Annotated in this window: 2 protein-coding genes and 1 pseudogene; 1 reads left to right on the plus strand and 2 read right to left on the minus strand. The window is 72.2% G+C overall.

The window, feature by feature from the left end; genetic code table 11:
• Positions 1-219 (minus strand): annotated as a pseudogene (locus tag ACFWY6_RS45150) (hypothetical protein); the annotation flags it as partial.
• Between the two features lie 2 nt (positions 220-221).
• On the minus strand, positions 222-755 hold the full coding sequence (locus ACFWY6_RS45155; RefSeq protein ID WP_266866908.1) for a sigma-70 family RNA polymerase sigma factor: 534 nt from the start codon (positions 753-755) through the stop codon (positions 222-224).
• Between the two features lie 216 nt (positions 756-971).
• On the opposite strand from ACFWY6_RS45155, the gene ACFWY6_RS45160 reads away from it, so the two are divergent.
• Positions 972-1,988, plus strand: coding sequence for an aspartate-semialdehyde dehydrogenase (locus tag ACFWY6_RS45160; protein WP_384703678.1), 1,017 nt, complete (start codon positions 972-974; stop codon positions 1,986-1,988).
• The last annotated feature ends 142 nt before the right edge of the window (positions 1,989-2,130 follow it).

Genomic DNA, 2,130 nt, shown 5'->3' on the forward strand with positions numbered 1-2,130 from the left:
GCGGCGCCGCACCCCTGCGGGGCGCACGGCGCCCGCGGGCCCCGGAGCGGCGAGCGCGTCACCCGCCGCGGCGAGCCGCTCCCGCAGCAGGGCGACATCCGCGACGGCCGCCGCGTGCTCGGCGCGGAACTCGGGATCGTCGCGCACCTCGTCCGGCACGGGGTCGCCCGTGACCGCAAGCATCAACGCCTCGTAGCCCTCGTCGTACGTCCCAGGCACCGTCACACCACCTCGCCCTCGTGCAGCCGCGTCCGCAGCACCCGTACCGCGGAGTGCAGCCTGCTCTTGACCGTGCCCTCCGGGATGCCCAGCTCGTCGGCGATGGCCCGGACCGGCAGATCCGCGTAGAACCGCAGGACCACGACCTGCCGCTGGGCGTCCGGCAGCTCGCCGAGCCCCTGCGTGACGGCGAGGGACAGCGCCCGCGACTCCGCCCCGTCCTCGTCGGTGGTCTCCCGCCACAGCACGGCGAGCCGCTCCCCCAGCCGCTCCTGCCTGCGGCGCGCCCGGTGCCAGTCCATGGCGAGGTTCGACGCGACGACCGCCGCCCACGCGGACACGTCACGCGGCGCCTCGCGCCCGTCAGCGGCCCGCTCCAGAAGCTTCAGCCTGACCTGCTGGACGCCGTCGGACAGATCGGCCTGCGGCACCCCGCCGAGCGCGAGCACCGCCCGCACCCGGTCCTCCTGGGCCGCGTCGAGCGGATCCGCCTTCTCGTGCCGCTCGGCGGCCCGTCGCGTTTTCCTCCGCAGCAAGGCACCCCTCCCATCCCCACGTTTCCCCTAGGACGCCGGGACGGCCCGAAACGTTCGCCGACGGCCACCGGGATGTGACATCCGGTACTCGGGGATGTGACATCCCGTACTTCGGACAATGGATTGGACAAGGCGACGGTGGACAGACGCATCATGGAACGCACCCCGAGCGCCAGGTCAGCGGGCCACGCGCATGCACATACGGAGGACATCCCTGTGAAGGTCGGAATCGTCGGAGCCACCGGTCAGGTCGGCACGGTCATGCGCAAGATCCTCGCCGAGCGGAAGTTCCCGCTGGACGAGCTGCGTCTGTTCGCCTCGGCCCGCAGCGCAGGGACCGTCCTGGACGGCGTGACGGTGGAGGACGCCTCCGCGGCCGACTACACAGGCCTGGACATCGTGCTCTTCTCCGCCGGTGGCGCCACCTCCAAGGCCCTCGCCGAGAAGGTCGCATCGCAGGGCGCCGTGGTGATCGACAACTCCTCGGCCTGGCGCCGCGACCCCGACGTACCGCTGGTCGTCTCCGAGGTGAACCCGCACGCGATCGCGGACCGCCCCAAGGGCATCATCGCCAACCCGAACTGCACGACGATGGCCGCGATGCCGGTCCTGAAGCCGCTGCACCAGGAGGCCGGCCTCACCGCGCTGGTCGTGGCGACGTACCAGGCGGTCTCCGGCTCCGGCCTCGCCGGTGTAGAGGAGCTCTTCGAGCAGGTCAAGAAGGTCGGCGAGGGCGCCACGAAGCTCACGCACGACGGCTCGGACGCCGACTTCCCCGAGCCGGACAAGTACGTCGCGCCGATCGCGTACAACGTGCTTCCGCTCGCGGGCTCCATCGTCGACGACGGCCTGAACGAGACCGACGAGGAGCAGAAGCTCCGCCACGAGTCGCGCAAGATCCTGGAGATCCCGGGCCTGAAGGTCTCCGGCACCTGCGTGCGCGTGCCCGTCTTCACGGGGCACTCCCTCCAGGTCAACGCCCGCTTCGAGCGTCCGCTGAGCCCCGAGCGCGCCACCGAGATCCTCGCCTCCGCCGAGGGCGTCGTCCTCACCGACGTGCCGACCCCGCTGGTCGCCGCGGGCAAGGACGACGCCTTCGTGGGCCGTATCCGCAATGACGAGACGGTGGAGAACGGCCTGGCCTTCTTCATCTCCGACGACAACCTCCGCAAGGGCGCGGCGCTGAACGCCGTGCAGATCGCGGAGCTGGTGGCGGCCGAGCTCAAGGGCTGACGACGTCCTGCTTTTCCGTGCGGTTTTCCGCACGCCGTCGGGGGGGGGGCCCCCGGTGCGGGGACCGCCCCCTTGGCGTGGGCGTGGGCGCCCCCACCAGCCGCCCGAGCCCCCCGAGGCCGCCCCCGCGCCCCACAACCTC

Source organism: Streptomyces sp. NPDC059037, assembly GCF_042740015.1.
Taxonomy (GTDB): Bacteria; Actinomycetota; Actinomycetes; order Streptomycetales; family Streptomycetaceae; genus Streptomyces.